At 54.3% G+C, this 16,086-nt stretch carries 21 protein-coding genes; all 21 read left to right on the top strand.

Features of this window, described 5'->3' with window-relative positions; all coding sequences use genetic code 11:
• Window positions 1-56 precede the first annotated feature (56 nt).
• Entirely contained in the window at window positions 57-851 is a 795-nt protein-coding gene (locus tag H2Z33_RS00690) for a GPO family capsid scaffolding protein (protein ID WP_198091820.1), read from the top strand.
• Between the two features lie 58 nt (window positions 852-909).
• On the top strand, window positions 910-1,932 hold the full coding sequence (locus H2Z33_RS00685) for a phage major capsid protein, P2 family (protein ID WP_039268761.1): 1,023 nt from the start codon (window positions 910-912) through the stop codon (window positions 1,930-1,932).
• A 3-nt stretch (window positions 1,933-1,935) separates the two neighbouring features.
• Window positions 1,936-2,637 (top strand): phage terminase small subunit, encoded by a 702-nt coding sequence (gpM, locus tag H2Z33_RS00680; protein ID WP_096216978.1) that lies wholly within the window; start codon window positions 1,936-1,938, stop codon window positions 2,635-2,637.
• Window positions 2,638-2,735: 98 nt separating this feature from the next.
• The gene (locus H2Z33_RS00675; protein ID WP_070135118.1) at window positions 2,736-3,188 is read left to right on the top strand and encodes a head completion/stabilization protein; all 453 of its coding nucleotides are present in this window, start codon (window positions 2,736-2,738) and stop codon (window positions 3,186-3,188) included.
• Window positions 3,185-3,691: a phage tail protein gene (locus H2Z33_RS00670; protein WP_096216979.1), complete on the top strand. Its 507-nt coding sequence runs from the start codon at window positions 3,185-3,187 to the stop codon at window positions 3,689-3,691. The genes H2Z33_RS00675 and H2Z33_RS00670 overlap by 4 nt, the downstream gene beginning before the upstream one ends.
• A complete protein-coding gene (locus H2Z33_RS00665) occupies window positions 3,688-4,395 on the top strand; it encodes a hypothetical protein (RefSeq protein WP_096216980.1) in 708 nt (235 codons plus the stop codon). Before H2Z33_RS00670 ends, H2Z33_RS00665 begins: the two co-directional genes overlap by 4 nt.
• Window positions 4,392-5,519 (top strand): DUF2586 domain-containing protein, encoded by a 1,128-nt coding sequence (locus H2Z33_RS00660; RefSeq protein WP_096216981.1) that lies wholly within the window; start codon window positions 4,392-4,394, stop codon window positions 5,517-5,519. Before H2Z33_RS00665 ends, H2Z33_RS00660 begins: the two co-directional genes overlap by 4 nt.
• Window positions 5,516-5,971 (top strand): phage protein, encoded by a 456-nt coding sequence (locus tag H2Z33_RS00655; RefSeq protein ID WP_032657750.1) that lies wholly within the window; start codon window positions 5,516-5,518, stop codon window positions 5,969-5,971. Before H2Z33_RS00660 ends, H2Z33_RS00655 begins: the two co-directional genes overlap by 4 nt.
• A 9-nt stretch (window positions 5,972-5,980) precedes the next feature.
• The gene (locus tag H2Z33_RS00650; protein WP_032657752.1) at window positions 5,981-6,268 is read left to right on the top strand and encodes a phage holin family protein; all 288 of its coding nucleotides are present in this window, start codon (window positions 5,981-5,983) and stop codon (window positions 6,266-6,268) included.
• Entirely contained in the window at window positions 6,265-6,606 is a 342-nt protein-coding gene (locus tag H2Z33_RS00645; RefSeq protein ID WP_039268768.1) for a M15 family metallopeptidase, read from the top strand. The genes H2Z33_RS00650 and H2Z33_RS00645 overlap by 4 nt, the downstream gene beginning before the upstream one ends.
• Window positions 6,606-6,974 carry a hypothetical protein gene (locus H2Z33_RS00640; protein ID WP_096216982.1) on the top strand — a complete coding sequence of 123 codons (369 nt, stop codon included), beginning with the start codon at window positions 6,606-6,608 and terminating at the stop codon, window positions 6,972-6,974. The genes H2Z33_RS00645 and H2Z33_RS00640 overlap by 1 nt, the downstream gene beginning before the upstream one ends.
• A gap of 119 nt (window positions 6,975-7,093) precedes the next feature.
• On the top strand, window positions 7,094-7,354 hold the full coding sequence (locus H2Z33_RS00635; protein ID WP_062939448.1) for a putative phage tail assembly chaperone: 261 nt from the start codon (window positions 7,094-7,096) through the stop codon (window positions 7,352-7,354).
• Window positions 7,351-7,545, top strand: a complete 195-nt coding sequence (locus H2Z33_RS23550; RefSeq protein WP_373371648.1) for a DUF6890 family protein — start codon at window positions 7,351-7,353, stop codon at window positions 7,543-7,545. The genes H2Z33_RS00635 and H2Z33_RS23550 overlap by 4 nt, the downstream gene beginning before the upstream one ends.
• Window positions 7,542-9,854 (top strand): phage tail tape measure protein, encoded by a 2,313-nt coding sequence (locus H2Z33_RS00630; protein WP_198091819.1) that lies wholly within the window; start codon window positions 7,542-7,544, stop codon window positions 9,852-9,854. The genes H2Z33_RS23550 and H2Z33_RS00630 overlap by 4 nt, the downstream gene beginning before the upstream one ends.
• The gene (locus H2Z33_RS00625) at window positions 9,851-10,180 is read left to right on the top strand and encodes a DUF2590 family protein (protein ID WP_039268773.1); all 330 of its coding nucleotides are present in this window, start codon (window positions 9,851-9,853) and stop codon (window positions 10,178-10,180) included. The genes H2Z33_RS00630 and H2Z33_RS00625 overlap by 4 nt, the downstream gene beginning before the upstream one ends.
• Window positions 10,177-11,361, top strand: coding sequence for a baseplate J/gp47 family protein (locus H2Z33_RS00620; protein WP_198091818.1), 1,185 nt, complete (start codon window positions 10,177-10,179; stop codon window positions 11,359-11,361). Before H2Z33_RS00625 ends, H2Z33_RS00620 begins: the two co-directional genes overlap by 4 nt.
• The gene (locus tag H2Z33_RS00615; protein WP_096216986.1) at window positions 11,354-11,941 is read left to right on the top strand and encodes a hypothetical protein; all 588 of its coding nucleotides are present in this window, start codon (window positions 11,354-11,356) and stop codon (window positions 11,939-11,941) included. The genes H2Z33_RS00620 and H2Z33_RS00615 overlap by 8 nt, the downstream gene beginning before the upstream one ends.
• Window positions 11,942-11,950: 9 nt before the next feature.
• Window positions 11,951-14,242 carry a tail fiber protein gene (locus H2Z33_RS23340; RefSeq protein WP_096216987.1) on the top strand — a complete coding sequence of 764 codons (2,292 nt, stop codon included), beginning with the start codon at window positions 11,951-11,953 and terminating at the stop codon, window positions 14,240-14,242.
• Entirely contained in the window at window positions 14,242-14,850 is a 609-nt protein-coding gene (locus tag H2Z33_RS00600) for a tail fiber assembly protein (RefSeq protein WP_096216988.1), read from the top strand. The genes H2Z33_RS23340 and H2Z33_RS00600 overlap by 1 nt, the downstream gene beginning before the upstream one ends.
• A complete protein-coding gene (locus H2Z33_RS00595; RefSeq protein ID WP_096216989.1) occupies window positions 14,840-15,565 on the top strand; it encodes a hypothetical protein in 726 nt (241 codons plus the stop codon). Before H2Z33_RS00600 ends, H2Z33_RS00595 begins: the two co-directional genes overlap by 11 nt.
• Window positions 15,537-16,085 (top strand): hypothetical protein, encoded by a 549-nt coding sequence (locus H2Z33_RS00590; protein ID WP_063412003.1) that lies wholly within the window; start codon window positions 15,537-15,539, stop codon window positions 16,083-16,085. The genes H2Z33_RS00595 and H2Z33_RS00590 overlap by 29 nt, the downstream gene beginning before the upstream one ends.
• Window position 16,086: the final 1 nt, after the last annotated feature.

Genomic DNA, 16,086 nt, shown 5'->3' with positions numbered 1-16,086 from the left:
TAGCAATAATCAAATCCACAGCAAGGGAAACAGTTAATCGACAGAGGGGGAAATATGTGTCGCATTTAAAAACTGGCTGGCTGTGTGTTGCTACTGAAGGCGATACGGTTGATGGACGCGTGCTGGAACGGCAATGGATTATCGACATGGCGGAAACCTATGATCCTAACCATTACGCCGCATTGATATGGCCAGAGCATGACGATTCATGTGGCAATTTCGGCGAAGTGCTGGAGGCGATGTGGCAGGACGGGGATGACGGGCTGGCGCGGCTGTATGTCAGCCTGTGCCCGAATAAGCGCCTGATTTACGCAAACGACGAAGGCCAGCTGCTGTATTTCTCCGTAGAGCCGGAGCTGAACTGGCGTGGAGGGGAGCGTACATATTTGATGGGGCTGGCAGTAACAGACCATCCGGCCAGTGTAGGTACAACACGATTGCGTTTTAGTCGGCGCAAATTAAACAAACAGGGATATTACAGTTGTGTGATTTCCCGTAACGGTAAAATTACGCAGGAAGGGAAGATGAAAAACTGGCAGAAATTGTTTGGTATTAAGCCGAAGTTTGAAGATGAAAATTCGCAGGACGATCCACCTGCTGATGATAAATTGCAGGCGCTGGCGAGCGCTCTGAACGATCTGGAAGCGCGTGTGGGTAAAATTGAAACCCAGCTTAATTCCGTGCAGGACGATGTTGACACTATTACCGAAGTCGTGGACACGGAAGAGTTTTCCGTTATCCGTGATAACGCCAAAGAAATTGTTACCCGATTTAACGAGCTGGGTAATAAAGGTGGTCAGCGTAAACAGCGTCAGGTTCCGTCTAAATCCGGAAAATTTAGTTACCTGTAATTAACCGCAACGCGAATAAGCAAAACTTTTTATTATCGCTTAATTGCGAGGGAGTCTTATGTTACTGAATAACCGTGCGCGGGATTTACTGGACAATTATACGGCGGGTATGGCGCAGCATTTTGGCACGCAAAACCCTGGCCGTTATTTTTCGCTAAATGACCCGCAGGAAACAGCGCTGCGTCTGGCCATGCTGGAGTCCGTGGAGTTCCTGAACTGGATCACCACGCTGGACGTTGACCAGCTGAGTGGCCAGGTCGTCAACGTGGGCGCGTCTGTTCTCCATACCGGGCGCAGCGAAACTGGCCGTTTTGTCCGCCAGGTGGGGGTTGACGGCAATACCTACTCACTGGTTGAGACAGACAGCTGCGCGGCGCTGCGCTGGGATCTGCTCTCCGTCTGGGCGAACGCCGGGAAGGAAGAAAACGAGTTTTACAACCTGGTGCAGACCTTCAGCACCCAGGCGTTTGCGATGGATATGCTGCGTATCGGCTTTAACGGTACACACCGCGCCAAAACCACAGACCCTAAAGCCAACCCAAATGGTGAAGATGTCAACATTGGCTGGCATGAAATCATGAAAACGATGCTGGACGGCAAGCAAATCATGACCGATCCGGTGGTGCTCGATCAGGCGGGTGATTACAAATCGCTGGATGCGATGGCCTCCGATCTGATTAACGCCAAAATCCCGGCACAGTTCCGTAATGACCCGCGCCTGGTGGTGCTGGTAGGTGCTGACCTGGTGGCCGCTGAACAGTACCGACTGTTCCAGGCTGCTGACCGCCCAACGGAAAAAATCGCGGCGCAGCTGCTGGGCAACACCATTGCTGGCCGTCAGGCGATTATCCCGCCGTTCATGCCGGGCAAACGCATGGTGGTTACGCCGCTTTCTAACCTGCACATCTATACCCAGCGCAACACGCGCCAGCGTAAAGCTCGCTTTGAAGATGATCGCAAACAGTTCGAAAACAGCTATCTGCGTAATGAAGGCTACGCGATTGAAGAGCCGGAGCTGTACGCGGCGATTGATGAAAATGCCGTGACCATCGGCAAGCCGTCTGAGCCAGTGGAGGGTTAATCAATGTCTCTTTCACCCGCGCAGCGTCATAACCAGCGCATTGCGATGGAACAAAAGCTCAAGCAAAGCCTGGCCGTTGGCACCACGGAAAGCATGCACCTGCTGATTAAGGCGCTGGAAACAGACGTGGAACAGGTGCGAAGCCTGCCGCTGATTGCTGATCGCGTTGAGCATAAGCGCAACGTGCTGCTGCCGAAATGGGTTCCGACTGTGGAAGCGTATCTGGCCAGCGGCCAGGTGTATGCCAATCCGGTTCTGGCGTGGTGCGTGATCTGGCTGTTTGACGTGGGCGATCTGGATAAGGCGCTGGAGTGGGCTGATATCGCCATTGCCCAGCAACAGGCCACGCCGGAACGGCTGCGCAGCAATTTTCCTACGTTCGTGGCCGATACGATGCTGGCCTGGGCGGAGGAGTCTGCGGGACGCGGGGAAAGCATTGAACCGTATTTTTCACGCACGTTTGAGAATGTGGCCACCAGGTGGCGGCTGCATGAGCAGGTGACAGCGAAATGGTACAAGTTCGCCGGGTTGCAGCTGCTGCGCGGTGAGGATGGCCAGAAAACAGCGGCGGGTGTGGACGATGTGGAAACACTTCAGAAAGCCGATCAGCTGCTGGCCTCCGCCGAACAGTATTACTCAAAAATCGGCGTTAGAACGCAGCGGCAGACCATTGCCGCGCGCATCCGAAAACTGACGCAGGGTTAAAGACTACCGCAAGCCAGGCGGGCGCGGTGGAGGGCAGAAACACGATGTGAAGCTGCGCCGTGGAAACCGGACAGCCCGCCTATTTTTTCGGGGGAGCCATGTTTAGTGGAAAGCCGCTTGATTATCAGGACGAGCCGCTAAAAAACGAAGGATTCTGGCCAGACCTGAACCTGAAGGACTTTCAGGCACAGCGAGCGATCCCGGCTGATGTTGAGGCGGACACCGCTGCCCAGGCGCTGCTTGCGGCCGTGGCGGAGGTGAATGCGGAGCTGGAAAAAGTGGAAGCCAGCTGGAAGGCAAAAGGGGTTCTGAGCGCAGGGGACGCGCCGGGGGCACGGATGGGGGAGTTAAACGCCCTCTGTGCGCAGTACATGAAGGCGGTTTTTGCCAGGGCAAAAGCTGACCTGTTGGGGGAGTTTGCCACCGTTGGGCGGCGTGATTCTCACCCTGGCCAGGAAAGCACGGAAACCCGCGCCGGGTTACTGGCAGAGGCATCTGTTGTGATCCGTCGCATGAAGGGACTGAAAAGGGCAACGGTGAAGAAAGTATGAGCCAGACACAGCTTGAAAACCTGACGGCATTTTTTACCAGCAACGTGCCAGCCCGTGCGATGCAGTCATTTGACAGCGTAGTGGATGAAATGGAGTTCGTACCGGCTGCAAAGGATATGGGGCTGGGGCAGTACCGCCAGGCGGTGATCCGCTATGACGCGGTACTGAGCTGGGAGCGTTTCCCGTATCGCCTGTGTCCGCCGCAGCTGCTTATGTCGCTGATGGCTGCCTGGCTCGATGAGGCAGACCGGGAATTACTGGACGAAATCGGGGTAACTGAGGCCGATCCGCAGTGGGATGTGTCGGTGGCCGATGAAGAAACCGCCGATATTGTCCTGACGGTTCCCATGGCGGAAGAGCTGGTGATCCGTGAGGACGAAAAGGGATTAATCCCCTGGCAGGGAAAGCGCTGGTCGCTGGTTGAGCCGGAGATCTGGACGGCGCTGACGGCAACGGTTTACGGCGTGGATGAATCCGGTGCGCCTGTGGGCGATGCGTCGTGATTGCCGGAGGGGAGCTTAACAAGCGCCAGCTGGCGGAGCTGAAAAAGGCGCTGGCCAGCATGGAGCTGCCGCCAAAAAAACGGCAGCGGCTGCTGTGGCGAATGGCGAAATATGGCGTTATTGCCGCCGCCAAACGCAACGTGCGGAATCAGGAAACACCGGACGGGGAAAGCTGGGAAGGGCGCAAAACAAAGCGCAAAGGGAAGATGCTGCGCAACATGCCGAAACTGCTGCATATCCGGGAAATGCCTGAGATTCAGGCTGTGCGGATTTACTTGCAGGGTGGCGGCTACCGGAACGGGGAAGCGCCTGTACCCGCTGGCACGGTGGGCTATTCGCAGCAAAACGGCATGCGCGTCCGGGTGAGTCGTGCAAGCCAGCCAGGGAAGGCACAGCCAGGCAAGATGGCCACCGCTGCACAGGGAAAAAAACTGCGTGCGCTGGGCTACCGGGTGCGCCGGGGGAAGCGCTGGAAAAAGCCCACTATCCGGGAAATAACCAGTGAAATGCCATACGCACAAGCGGGGTTGCTTATCCGGAAGTTAAGCGGCAAGGCCGTAAAAACGAGCTGGACTATCGATCTCCCTTCCCGCGTATTTCTGGGAATGGGTGATGAAGACTTTAACAAGGCGCTGGCACGCCAGCTTCAGGCCATTGGCTTTGGCTGGGATGTAAATGCGCAGGATATCAGGGGGAGAACATGACCTGGCCAAATGTGACCGTTAACCAGGTAAACCAGCTACTGGGTGAAACCAATGAGGTGGAACGCACGGTGCTGTTTATCGGTACGGGAACCAAAAATACAGGCAAGACCCTGGCTGTAAACACACAGAGCGATTTTGATGCGCTTCTGGGTGAGGCTGACAGCCAGTTAAAAAGTGACGTGCTGGCGGCAGTGTCGAATGCTGGCCAGAACTGGTGGGGGTTCGTCCATGTGCTGGCTGCTGACAGCGAGCCGGACGCATGGGTTAAAGCGGTGCTGGCCGCGCAGGTGTCGTGCTCGGTTGAAGGCGTGGTGCTGAGTAATGACATTTCAACGAAAGCGGAAATTAATCAGGCCATTAAGCTGCGTGCGGATCTGATTGCTAAGTATGGCCGCTGGGTATGGTTCATTCTGGCCACGCAGGGAATGCAGGACGAAGAGGGACAGGCGGATTACCTTGCGCGTATGTCCACCCTTCAGGATGGCATTGCGGAAAAAGCGGTGCAGCTGGTTCCCCGCCTCTGGGGGAACGAGCCGGGCGTGCTGGCTGGCCGCCTGTGCAGCCGTGCCGTCACCGTGGCGGACAGCCCGGCACGCGTGAAAACGGGGGCGCTGGTCAGCCTGGGCAGCGATGAATTGCCGCTGGATGGCACAGGGGCAGTGCTGGAACTGGCAACGCTTCAGGCGCTGGAGGCGCAGCGCTTCAGCGTGCCGATGTGGTATCCGGACTATGACGGGTTCTACTGGTCAGACGGCCGCACGCTGGACGTGGAAGGGGGCGATTATCAGTCCATCGAAACGCTGCGCGTGGCCGATAAAGCCGCACGCCGGGTGCGTCTGCTGGCCATCGGCAAAATTGCAGACCGTTCGCTTAACAGCACGCCGGGCAGCATTGCCGCACACCAGACGCTGTTTGCGAAGCCACTGCGCGAAATGTCCACGGCAGCAAACATCAACGGGGTTTCATTCCCCGGCGAAGTGAAGCCGCCGCAGGATGGTGATGTGACCATTGTCTGGAAAAACAAAAAGGCGGTGGAGATTTACATTGTGGTGCGCACCTGGGAAGTGCCGCTGCAAATCACCATTAGTCTGTTACTGGATGCCAGCCTGGAGGCCGCCGCATGAGTAAGCGTATTTCGGGAATGTCGTTTGATTCATACGTTGACGGCGATCTGATCCACATCGAGAAAATTTCTCTCGATATCACGGACAACAGCGCCGCCGCGCAGACCCGTGGCGTGCCGGATGGACACGTAGATGGTGATGTGGCCGCTGAGGGTGAAATTGAAGTCAGTTCCAAAGTGCTGAGTGTGCTGACAGCCAAAGCACGATCAGCGGGTTCCTGGCGCGGTATTGAACCCGTGGATTTCCTCTTCTATGCCAAAGCCGGTAATGAGGAAGTCAAGGTGGAGACGTTCGGCTGCAAACTTCAGCTGAGTAACCTCCTGGATATCGATCCGAAGGGTGGCAGCGTGGCCACGCACAAAATCAAATATTTTGTGACCAGTCCAAAGTTCGTAAACATCAACGGCGTTCCGTATCTGGAAGCGGAAGCCACGGAAAACCTGATCGGGTAAGGGGCAGGGATGCAGGAGTATGAAAAAGGCGCACTGACGCTGGCGGTTATGGGGGCGCTTATCGCGCTGGGTAAGTTACTGTCCAGCAATGAGCCTGTTACGGCACGGCTGGCCATCGGGCGCGTAATTGTCGGGAGTGCGCTTTCTGTGGCGGCGGGTTCGGCGCTGTATCTGGTTCCGGAATTACACCCGCTGGCGCTGCTGGGGATTGGTTCAGCGCTGGGGCTGGCCGGGCTTCAGGGGGTTGAGCTTTGGCTCAAACGTAAAGGGATTAACGCAGGGGCGGGTAAATTATGACGTTAAGTGAAAAGCAGCAGCTGTTTACCGTGATGGTGGCCAGTCTGATCCACTGGGCTGAAGAGCACGGCTATCGCCTGACCTTTGGCGAGGCGTACCGCACGCCGGAACAGGCGGCACTGAACGCTAAAAAGGGCAGCGGTATCACCAACAGTCTGCATACCCAGCGCCTGGCCGTGGACTTTAATCTGTTCGTGAATGGCCAGTACAAAACAGACACCGCCGATTATCTCCCGCTGGGTGAATACTGGGAATCGCTGGGCGGTACGTGGGGTGGCCGCTTTAAATCCCGTCCGGACGGTAATCACTTCAGTCTGGAACACAACGGGGTGCGGTGATGACAAACGGCCAGTGGCTGGTAGTGGTTGCGCTGGCGTTTGTCTGGGGCTGGCTGACCGCTGACTGGCGGCGTGACAGCCTGGAGCTGGCGATCAACTCCGCCGCGCAGGTTGCGGGTAACAAGTCCCAAAAGGCGATGCTGGAGATTGCCAGCGAATCCGCCAGGGGGCTGGAAGATAAGCTGGAGGCGCTGGAGAGTGGCAGACCGAAGGAAATCAGGACGGAAATCCTTAAGCCGGTATTCACTAATGTTTGCGTGTCTGATGAATTTATCAGGATGTATAACGCAACCGTCGAAAATACCGAACGTACCTTATCAGGAAAACCTGAAGCGAAAATGCCCAACGGAAAATCTTCCGCGCATTAAAGGTAATACCGGGGCGGATATTGCTGCCCCTGCTGTTGAATATCAGGATTTATATTCTGTGTGTGCGGCGCGTCATAACGCGCTGATTGACGAAATAAATAAACGAGAGAGCTTATTAAATGGAACAGAAAATTGCACTGGTTGTATGTGGTAAAGAAATTGTTTTCGCACCGAACCAGACCGCCTACAACAAATTCATTAATGAAATGGCGATGGATAATAAAGTTGCCCCGGCGCATAACTACCTGACCCGCATCGTGGAGCCGGAGAGTAAAGACGCACTGGCCGAGCTTTTAAAACGTCCGGGGGCAGCGTTGCAGCTGGCTGGCAAGGTAAATGAAATTTACGCGCCTGAGCTGGAAATTGAAGTAAAAAACTGACAAAGCGAGTCCGGGCTATTGAAAGAAACGGACTCGATCAGTATTTAATTTTACGCCGCCACTATTTACCCCACGGGGAAGATTCCATTGACGATATCGCCGCCGCTGTCTGGCTGGATAATCGTCAGTGGGAAAATATGCGTATTGCTGTTGCAAACGGAATAAGCACTGCTTTTAAAGGCGCTGAATGAAACAGTTAGATTTTACATTAAGCCTGATCGATAAATTGTCGCGCCCGTTAAAACAGGTGCAGAACAATGTGACCGGCTTTGCGGATAAATCAAAAGCAGCGTTTATGCAGATTGGCGGCGGCGCACTGGCGCTGGCCGGAACGGGGATGGCCATCAAAGGCGCATTGTCTCCGGCCATTGAAATGTATGACGCGCTGAATGAGGCGGCAGCAAAAGGTATCGACGATTCAGCGCTGAAAACTGTCCAGCGTGACGCGCTGACGTTCAGCACGACATACGGCGCCAGCGCGGTGGAGTTTGTTCAGTCCACTGAATCAATCAATGCGGCCATCGCCGGACTGACCGGGAATGAACTGCCGAAAGTGACCAAAGTCGCCAACGTCCTGGCGTTTGCTCTGAAATCCACCGCCGCTGATACGTCAGAGTTTATGGGGCAGATGTTCGGTAACTTTGCGTCTGATGCCGCACGCCTGGGCAAAGTGCAGTTCGCTGAACAGCTGGCCGGAAAGATGGTTTATATGCGCAAGACGTTCGGCGCGGAAATGGCCACGATCAAAGACCTGATGGAAGGCGCGCGTGGCGTGGGGACAAACTACGGTGTCGGGCTGGATGAACAGCTGGCCGTGCTGGGGCAACTGAGCCGTACGCTGGGAACGGAAGCGAGCAGCGCCTACGAAGGATTTATGACGGGCGCGATCGATGGCGCTAAAAAGCTGGGGCTGTCCTTCACTGACGCTACCGGAAAAATGCTCTCCATGCCTGAAATGCTGGCGAAGCTACAGGGCAAATATGGCAAGAGCCTGGAAGGGAACCTGAAGGCACAGGCGGAGCTGGATGAAGCCTTTGGGGACAGTTCGGCGGTGGTTAAGCAGCTGTATGGCAACGTGGCGCTACTTCAGCGGAATATTACCGAACTGGGGGGCGCTGACGGGCTGAAGCGTACCCAGGAAATGGCGGCCAGAATGGTGAAACCGTGGGATCGCTTCATTGCCATCCTGACGGCCATTAAAACCGTCATTGGCCTGACGCTGATCCCGGTGCTGTATCCGCTGCTGAATCGCCTGGCAGATATGGGGCAGACCTTTTCCCGGTGGATGCAGCTGTTTCCCAACATCGCGCGGGTGGTGGGTTATGCCGCGCTGGCGCTGCTGAGTTTTGCCGCCGTGGGAGCCATCGCCAATATCGTGATGGGTGTCAGTACGTTTGTGATGATGGGCATGACGAAGGTGCTGGCACCCGTGGCCAGACTGCTGGGACTCAATCGCCTGGCAATGCTCGCCAGTAACGCCGCGACACAGCTGTTTACTGCCGGATTACGGGGTTTGCGTGCCGCACTGCTGGCCGCCAGCATTGCCGCCCGTATGGGTTCTGCCTCGTTTTTACTGATGATTGCCCCGATTGCGGCCGTTGCCCTGGCCATTGCTGGCGTGGTGCTGGCGGTCATTAAGTTCTGGCAACCGATCAAGGCGTTCGTCAGCGGTTTTATCAGTGGTTTCAGCCAGGCCAGTGGCGCACTGACTCCGTTTAAAGGGCTGTTCAGTGGCATCGCCACGGCGGTGGGCTGGGTCTGGAATGGTGTGAAAACGCTGTTTGGCTGGTTTGGCAGCCTGCTTTCCCCGGTACAAATGACCGGGGAAAAACTGGCTGGTGTGACCAGCGCGGGGGAAACCTTTGGCCGTGTGGTGGCGGGGGCGGTTGGTCTGGTTCTGACTCCATTTGAGCTGGTTTATCGTTCCATCCAGACGGTCATCGAGATGTTCGGGATCGTTATTGAGGGATGGGGTGATGTGGTTAACGCCTTTGATATTAATTCCCCTGTCGCATCATTTGAAAAAATGGCCAGCGTGATCGGTGGTGTGTTCGGGAAATTGTGGGACACCCTGAAAGGTTCATTTACCGGAACGTACAACTGGATTATTGAAAAGCTGAATAAAATTCCGGGCGTGGATATTTCCCTGGCTGCTGATTCAGGTTCGGGAGCAAATAAGGGAATCCCTTTCAACCCTAAACAGGTTGAACAGTCTGCGATTGCTTCACCTGAAATAAAACAGGTTAAGTATGGCGGGAATATCACGCAGCAGTTAACGCAAAACACGTTATTACCGGAGCCGCCGCCAGTAACCGCCCCCAATGTGCTTTTAACAGGCGGCGAGCTTAAAGGCGTTGAGCGCGGCGGGATCAGTAAAACCATAAACAGCAATTCTAAATCTGTTACGGACAACAGCCGCAAAATTGACACGGTGAATATCTATCCGAAAGAAACACTTTCACCGGGACAGTTGCAGGAGTGGCAGGAGCTAAACCCATGAGTGATTTGCTTTACATCGATCTGCTGATTGAAAACGGTAACTTTGTTCTGAATACCGGGAAAGAGCCTGAGCTGTGTAATAACCGCAAAAGTATCGGGCAGGACATTATTCACAGCATTCTGGAAAGCGGTCTGGCCACGCAGCTGGTTGGCGAACGCAGCCCGACTTTACGCGCGGATATCTTCACGCAGCTGGAGCTGCTGATTGAAGAGGATGAACGCATTGTGCCAGGTACGGTGGATGTGAGTGAGGAAAGCCAGAAGCGGTTATGGGTGACGGCGAGCACGTATGACTTTGGCGGAATATCAGCACAGGTGGAGCTATGACGGAAAAGCCGCAGGTTGATTTTGAAGAGGTGGTGAAGTCCAGCGGGATGCCCGTTACGGAAGAGGCGGTACGCACCCGTTTCAACGCTATCGCCGCAGAGGAAGGGCTTATTACCAACACGTCGCGCATGTCTCCGTTCTGGCGGCTCATTACCGCCATTGTGACCGCGCCAGTGATGTGGCTGAAGGATGCGCTGGTTTCGGTGGTCATGACCAATATGTTTGTGGCCACAGCGGGTGGGCAGATGCTGCGTCTGCTGGCCTGGGCGGTGAATGTCACGGCTAAACCTGCCAGCGCTGCGGAAGGTGTGATCCGCTTTTACAAGGAAGATTCAAAACAAGCCGTCACCGTGGCGGCGGGAACGGTAGTCCAGACCGAAAGGATTAACGGCAAGGTTTACGCCATGGCCACGGTCGCTGACGTGGTGATCCCGTCCGGCATGGCAAGTGCTTTGCTGGCCGTCAAAGCCACCGGAACGGGCGGGGCGTATAACCTTGCGCCGGGCTATTACCGCATTTTGCCCGTGGCCGTGGACGGTATCAGCCATGTAGCCAGCGAAGAGGACTGGCTGACCGTGCCGGGCGCGGATGAAGAAAGTGATGACGAGCTGCGCGAGCGCTGCCGGAACCAGTTCAACCTGGTGGGGAACTACCACACGGACGCGGTTTACCGTTCGATGATTGCGAGCGTGGCCGGACTGAGTATTGACCGGATTTTCTTTCTGCATGATGCGCCCCGTGGTCCGGGTACAGCGAACGCGTATCTGTTGCTGGATAGCGGGGTAGCGTCTGAGCCGTTTATTGAAGCAGTTAATGACTACATCAATACGCAAGGGCACCACGGCCACGGGGACGATATGCAGTGTTTTGCCATGCCGGAAACCCGCCACGATCTGAGCGTGACGGTTTACGTCAGGAGCCTGGGCAACCTTGAACCGGAACAGCAGGACACGCTGAAAAAAGGGATTGAAAACCTGATCCGCTGTGCTTTCAGGGAAAACACGGATTATGACGTGAAAAAGACGTGGCCTTATTCCCGGTTTTCATTCTCCCAGCTGGGGCGGGAGATTCATAAAACCTTCTCTGATGCGGATTCGGTTGAGTTTTCACTGAAAGATATTACGAGCGATCTGGATGTACCGCGCCTCAACTCTTTAACGGTGGTTTTGCAAGATGACTGATTTTCTGAAAAAGCTGGCCAGCATGGCGCTGCCGTCCTGGATGAATAAGGGCGAGCCGCTGAAATTGCTAAAGACCGCGCGAATATTCTGGGCGGAAGTGTACGACTGGATAACATGGCCGCTGCGGCAGTTTGATCCGCTGACCTGTATTGAGCCGGTTCTGAATTTAATTGCTTATGACAGGGACATTACCCGCTTTAGCGGTGAACCGTTAAGCCTCTTTCGCAAGCGTGTGGCCTATGCCTTCATCAATGCGCGTGATGCAGGTTCGGTTGAGGGATTTATTAACATTTTCGAGCGGCTGGGGATTGGTTACGTGGAGCTGGTTGAACGCCAGCCGGACATTGACTGGGACGTGATCATGGTACGTGTCACGGACAGCCAGATTGCAGACAACACGCAGCTGATGATTCAGATAATTCGGCAGTACGGGCGAACCTGCCGCCGTTATCAGTTTGAAGTGATCACGTCTGAAAGCCTGGCTATCCGGGCGGGATGGGATCAGGGGGAATATGTGGTTTATCCGGCACTTCTGAACAGCACGGAAGCCAGCGGCGCAACGTTTAGCGCGAGTTTATAGGGAGAATTTATGTCACAGACAGCTATCACACTGGCCTTTGAGCAGTGGAAAGCAAGCCAGGCGGTAACGGGTGAGCCCGTTCTGCTGGATGAATTTGTTTTTGCCAACGTGCCGGGGCTGGATACCAGTAAGCCGATTGATCGCAATGAAACGTTGCCGCCAGATGCGCAAATTGTCCACCGTCAGGCTGTAAACCGTAAGGGCGTAGTAAACGAAAATGCCGTGGTGCATTCTGCTGTGCTGGGTGCAGATGTGGGTGATTTTTCATTTAACTGGATTGGGCTGATTAATAAAGCAAGCAACACGCTGGCCATGATTGTGCATGCGCCTGTTCAGCAAAAGCTGAAAACAAAGGATGGCCAGCAGGGAAATGTGCTTACCCGTTCTTTTTTGATGGAGTTTAACGGCGCACAGACTGAAACCGGAATCAACACGCCAGCAGAAACCTGGCAGATTGACTTCACTGCCCGTATGGCCGGGATGGACGAGCGCCAGCGCCTGGAAAATATTGACCTGTACGGCGCTGCGGCATTCTTTGGTGATGGCTATCTGGTTGGTAAAAATGGGGCGCAGTATTTCATAACGCCAGGGGTGGGGTATGTGCGCGGTCTGCGTTCACAGCTGGCGGCCGTTCAAAACATTACAGTGACAACTAAGCCGGTTAAGGTCTGGCTGGACGTGGCCTGGACGGGAACGCTAACAAGTGCCTGGGCGGTGGAAAGCAAAATCACGGTTGCGGACGCTCTGGCAGACTATGTGCAGGGCGGAGTACAGCATTATGTGTTTGCGGTGGCCAGCATTGATGCAAACGGCAACGTTACCGATCTGCGTCCGAAAGGAACGCTTGATGATCAGGCCGCCAGTGATGCACTGAAAAAACACGAGCAGTCCCGTAACCATCCTGACGCAACTACGGCGGCCAAAGGGTTTACCCAATTAAGCAGTGCCACGAACAGCGATTCAGAAGCGCTCGCAGCAACGCCGAAAGCGGTCAAGGCGGCGTATGACCTTGCAGACGGTAAATACACGGCTCAGGACGCCACCACGGCGCAAAAGGGTATCGTTCAGCTCAGTAGCGCGACCGACAGCACGTCTGAGAGCGTCGCAGCGACGCCAAAAGCGGTTAAGGCGGCGTATGACCTTGCTAAAGGGAAATATACTGCACAGGACGCGACCACGGCGCAGAAGGGTATCGTCCAGCTCAGTAGCGCCACCGACAGCGCATCTGAGACGCTCGCAGCCACGCCAAAGGCCATTAAGGCGGTTAGCGATGATGTTAAAACTCTGAAAGGCAGTCTGGGCGATGCCGCTTTTAGAGATGTAGCGGATGATGCTTCCGGTGAATTAATCCCAGTAGGATATAAAGGCAATTTTAAATCCGAATGTAATCACGGGGCGATTGATTTTGCGACTTATCCGTTTGTAGTTGGGGAATCATTATTCGTTGATTCACGTGGCTGTACGAATACCCCCTCTTTTTTGACGCAAGATTTTTATTATATAAATGTTGTGTGTGCCACTAGCCCAGCTCAGGGAGGGAGAGTTAACAGGCCGTTAATCCAATTTGTAAGTTATACAAATTCAACAATGATTTTTGCCATTCGGGAAGATGATGGTTCTACCATAGGCTGGCGTTATTTCCGTGCAGTGCAATTTGATGCAGACAACCAGAATGTTACCTTTCCTGGTGATGTAAGGGCGCGTAACGGTGCAATTGAATTAAGTCAAAGCGCAATAATCATTCGGGGTTCTGGCAATAAACATCTTTGGTTTTTCAATGCTTCAGGCGATGAAATGGGACTTGTTTACGCTTCTGACGATAAAGTACTCCACTTGCGGGCTGGTGAGGGGCCGTCAGTTAATATTCAGTCGAACGGTAATGTTGTTGCCCCAAATTATCTTGAGGCTAAGGATGATATTCACTCAGGGAGGAATATCAGTAGTGTTGGGTTAATCCAGGCAGGACGGGGTTTATACGACACTCCCGGCGTGCGGACTTACTCTCCAAACAATGAGCCTCCTTATCCGGTCACCAGTGTAAATGGTATGCAAGGGGCGGTAAGTATTGATTTAAGCCCTTATGCTCAGTCGGCATGGGTTGCAGCCAATTTCTTGCAAGGAGGGATCCGGCTGGCTTCAGCAGGAACGGCCGATAACGGAAACAATGATAGTAATTATGCCTATGCCCCGAATGGAGCTTTCGTAACTGCGGTAATGCAGAAGACAAACTATACAGCCGTCCAATATCGTTATGTTCAGTACAACATCAACGGCAACTGGTATACAGCGCAGGTGATTTAATGACAATGCTATCAGGTGTATTTAAGAAATATGACCCGTTAGAAAAATGGGGTAAATATACTGCTGCGAAAGTGGCTAAGCTCCCACCCGAAGAACTCGAATTATATTACATTGCCAAATCACCGGGGATGAATATTGTTTTTCTGAAAGATGATAATGGCAATGACTGGTATCAGTGGCTTAAGACGCTTTCACAAGAAACGTTGAAAGTCTCTTTTAATCCGGAAACGAAAGAAATTATCCATTTCTCTTATGATGCAAGCGCGATTTTCCCGATTAATCAGATTGTTGTTGAAGTCGCGCCGGAGAATGTACCGGAGGAATTTACCGCTGCGGGAGAAAAAGCATTAGGCGGCGCGTTTCTTTTTGTTGATGGTGAAATTACTGCCGCACCAGTTGATTATGAGGCAGAAGCACAACGTAAAAAACTGGAGTTATTAAACCAGGCGAATAACGTGATTGCCACGCTTCAGGATGCGATTGACCTTGATATGGCTACTGATGAAGAGGCCGAAGGACTTACACAGTGGAGAAAATACCGTGTGTTATTGAGTCGGGTTGATGCTACTGCACCTGTCTGGCCGGAGGTGCCGGGAAATGTGGCGTGAGGCGCGGATTGCATTCAGTGATTCAGTAGCCGCGCTGAATTGTTCCGTTATCCCCGTACACCCCTGGGTGTACGGGGTAGGGCAACAAACAGAAAACGGTGCCTATCTCAGCCCGGTAAACGCGATCAATTACCTGGCTGAGAAACTGGCAGGAACGGGTGGAGCGGCGGATATCGTGATCATGATGGTTTCCGGCCAGACGCATGACAGCTTTATGGCCAGCCTGAACAAGCTTGTGGATGTATTCCCCAGCCCGGCATTTACTCAGGTGCGGAGGCTGGCGCAGTCCGCCGCGCAGCTGGCTGCGGAAAAGATGCAAATTCCGGCGAAATACAGTCAGAGTTTGCCCGCGGCGATCCCGCTTTCTGTGCCTACAAGCCGCACTGCTCTGGCGGCCGCAGCGGTGAAAAAAGCCCAGCAGGAGGCCGCAGCCGTCGCGGATTTGACTGGCGTAAAAAAGCTGATGGGGGATTTTAAACAGCAGCGCGAAAGCCTGATTTCTGGCATTGCCAGCGGATTAGCGGATTTGCAGGGAAAAAGCGCCAGGGCATGGGTGTTTACCGCCAGCGGCGATCTGCCGTCCACGCTTCTGGAGCTGGTAAAAGGGATTCCGCTTCAGTCCTCCGTGTACACCGCCGCCATGATGCTGGTCGGCGACAATCTCGACGGCATAAAAGGAATGATACATGACCTCGAACCCGACACTGGCGCTTAACGGTGAAGCAATTCTGCTGAAGAACATGCGCGTTACCGTATCGCAGCAATTCCAGGACAAAGACCAGTCCGGCCAGACGAGTGCAACCACGAAATCCGAGCAGGGCATCAAAGGCAAGGAGCTGCGCGTGTCCGGCGAAATTCCGTATAAAAATCCGGAGATCCTGCGCCGTATCTTTGAGCTGGCCAGCGCGACAGATACCAGCGGCCAGCGCCAGAAATACCGTGTTGCGCATGAGGCGGCGCGGGCGGTGAATTTCCGTGAGGCGATTTTTACCGGAACCCTGGACGCGCCGCCGCAGGACGGGCGCATGTCCTGGCTGGTTACGTTCACACTGACCGAACATATCAGCGTGCAGGAAAAACGTGAGGCCAGGGCAAGCGGCAAAACCAAAGCCGTGAAGCAAACGGCGGGAAGTGGCGGCGGCCAGAACGGTGGCCAGGCCGCTGGCGAGGATGAGGAAAAACTGACGTGGTTTGAACGTAAGGTGCTCAAGCCCGTGAATGATGCACTGGGATAAA

It is taken from the genome of Enterobacter sp. YSU (assembly GCF_016082135.1).
Lineage (GTDB): Bacteria > Pseudomonadota > Gammaproteobacteria > Enterobacterales > Enterobacteriaceae > Enterobacter > Enterobacter hormaechei_C.
The sequence above is the reverse complement of the archived record's forward strand: the minus strand, read 5'-3'. Positions and strand labels throughout refer to the sequence as shown.

Excerpts from the sequence above, each read along its gene's own strand:
- H2Z33_RS00685 (WP_039268761.1), top strand. The coding sequence starts at position 910 with ATGTTACTGAATAACCGTGCGCGGGATTTACTGGACAATTATACGGCG.
- gpM (WP_096216978.1), top strand. The coding sequence starts at position 1,936 with ATGTCTCTTTCACCCGCGCAGCGTCATAACCAGCGCATTGCGATGGAA.
- H2Z33_RS00675 (WP_070135118.1), top strand. The coding sequence starts at position 2,736 with ATGTTTAGTGGAAAGCCGCTTGATTATCAGGACGAGCCGCTAAAAAAC.
- H2Z33_RS00670 (WP_096216979.1), top strand. The coding sequence starts at position 3,185 with ATGAGCCAGACACAGCTTGAAAACCTGACGGCATTTTTTACCAGCAAC.
- H2Z33_RS00660 (WP_096216981.1), top strand. The coding sequence starts at position 4,392 with ATGACCTGGCCAAATGTGACCGTTAACCAGGTAAACCAGCTACTGGGT.
- H2Z33_RS00655 (WP_032657750.1), top strand. The coding sequence starts at position 5,516 with ATGAGTAAGCGTATTTCGGGAATGTCGTTTGATTCATACGTTGACGGC.
- H2Z33_RS00650 (WP_032657752.1), top strand. The coding sequence starts at position 5,981 with ATGCAGGAGTATGAAAAAGGCGCACTGACGCTGGCGGTTATGGGGGCG.
- H2Z33_RS00645 (WP_039268768.1), top strand. The coding sequence starts at position 6,265 with ATGACGTTAAGTGAAAAGCAGCAGCTGTTTACCGTGATGGTGGCCAGT.
- H2Z33_RS00640 (WP_096216982.1), top strand. The coding sequence starts at position 6,606 with ATGACAAACGGCCAGTGGCTGGTAGTGGTTGCGCTGGCGTTTGTCTGG.
- H2Z33_RS00635 (WP_062939448.1), top strand. The coding sequence starts at position 7,094 with ATGGAACAGAAAATTGCACTGGTTGTATGTGGTAAAGAAATTGTTTTC.
- H2Z33_RS00630 (WP_198091819.1), top strand. The coding sequence starts at position 7,542 with ATGAAACAGTTAGATTTTACATTAAGCCTGATCGATAAATTGTCGCGC.
- H2Z33_RS00625 (WP_039268773.1), top strand. The coding sequence starts at position 9,851 with ATGAGTGATTTGCTTTACATCGATCTGCTGATTGAAAACGGTAACTTT.
- H2Z33_RS00620 (WP_198091818.1), top strand. The coding sequence starts at position 10,177 with ATGACGGAAAAGCCGCAGGTTGATTTTGAAGAGGTGGTGAAGTCCAGC.
- H2Z33_RS00615 (WP_096216986.1), top strand. The coding sequence starts at position 11,354 with ATGACTGATTTTCTGAAAAAGCTGGCCAGCATGGCGCTGCCGTCCTGG.
- H2Z33_RS23340 (WP_096216987.1), top strand. The coding sequence starts at position 11,951 with ATGTCACAGACAGCTATCACACTGGCCTTTGAGCAGTGGAAAGCAAGC.
- H2Z33_RS00600 (WP_096216988.1), top strand. The coding sequence starts at position 14,242 with ATGACAATGCTATCAGGTGTATTTAAGAAATATGACCCGTTAGAAAAA.
- H2Z33_RS00595 (WP_096216989.1), top strand. The coding sequence starts at position 14,840 with ATGTGGCGTGAGGCGCGGATTGCATTCAGTGATTCAGTAGCCGCGCTG.
- H2Z33_RS00590 (WP_063412003.1), top strand. The coding sequence starts at position 15,537 with ATGACCTCGAACCCGACACTGGCGCTTAACGGTGAAGCAATTCTGCTG.